The 1,356-nt window shown below is 46.5% G+C and carries 1 rRNA gene (only partly in view); it reads right to left on the reverse strand.

Features of this window, described 5'->3' with window-relative positions:
- Positions 1 to 1,356, reverse strand: a 23S ribosomal RNA gene (locus tag AB6805_RS32400) (its annotated part extends 1,444 nt beyond the left edge of the window); the annotation flags it as partial.

The following is a 1,356-nucleotide window of genomic DNA, read 5'->3' on the forward strand; positions in this document are numbered from 1 at the left end:
CCTATACCTACACCCTTTAACGCACTATTCCGTAAGTGCGCGGTCCTTTCACTACTCCGTTACTCCATCGAATTTATAGCAGGTACTGGAATATTCACCAGTTTGCCATCAGCTACACCTTTCGGCTTTGCCTAAGGACCCGACTAACCCTGATCCGATTAGCGTTGATCAGGAACCCTTAGTCTTACGGCGATAAGATTTTTCATCTTATTTATCGTTACTTATGCCTACATTTTCTTTTCTAAACGCTCCAGCATGTTTCACAACACACCTTCGATGCAGTTTAGAATGCTCCCCTACCGTCTAGTACATTCATACTAGGCCTAAAGCTTCGGTTATATGTTTGATGCCCGATTATTTTCCGTGCCCAAACCCTCGACCAGTGAGCTGTTACGCACTCTTTAAATGAATGGCTGCTTCCAAGCCAACATCCTGGCTGTTTTAGGATTTGAACCGCGTTTGATCAACTTAACATATCATTAGGGACCTTAGCTGTTAGTCTGGGTTATTTCCCTCTCGGCCATGGACCTTAGCGCCCACAGCCTCACTCCTGGAGATTATATTATAGCATTCGGAGTTTATTAGGGTTTGGTAGGCGGTGAAGCCCCCTAGCCCAATTAGTAGCTCTACCTCTATAATACGTCTATATCCAAGGCTGTTCCTAAAAACATTTCGGGGAGAACGAGCTATCTCTCAGTTTGATTGGCCTTTCACCCCTATCCACAGGTCATCCCATAGCTTTTCAACGCTAATGAGTTCGGGCCTCCAGTTAGTTTTACCTAACCTTCACCCTGCCCATGGATAGATCACAAAGTTTCGCGTCTACCCCCACTGACTGATTCGCTCTGTTAGAACTTGCTTTCGCTACGGCTCCGGTACTGAAGACCTTAACCTTGCCAGTGAGGAGTAACTCGTAGGCTCATTATGCAAAAGGCACGCCGTCACTCATTGCTGAGCTCCGACCGCTTGTAAGCGCACGGTTTCAGGAACTATTTCACTCTCCTGTTCGGAGTACTTTTCACCTTTCCCTTACGGTACTGGTTCACTATCGGTATCTAAGGAGTATTTAGCCTTACCAGATGGTGCTGGCAGTTTCATACAGGATTCCTCCGGTCCCGCACTACTCAGGATACTACACGTCCATCAGAATTTCTGTCTACAGGGCTATCACCTGCTACGGCTCATCTTTCCAGATGATTCAACTTGATCTGACTTTCTAAAAGTAGTCCTACAACCCCGGACAGAATTGCTTCGATCCGGTTTGGGCTCTTCCCCGTTCGCTCGCCACTACTTAGGGAATCATTATTTATTTTCTTTTCCTGCAGGTACTTAGATGTTTCAGTTCCCTGCGTTGGC

This window comes from Chitinophaga sp. RCC_12 (assembly GCF_041360695.1).
Taxonomy (GTDB): domain Bacteria; phylum Bacteroidota; class Bacteroidia; order Chitinophagales; family Chitinophagaceae; genus Chitinophaga.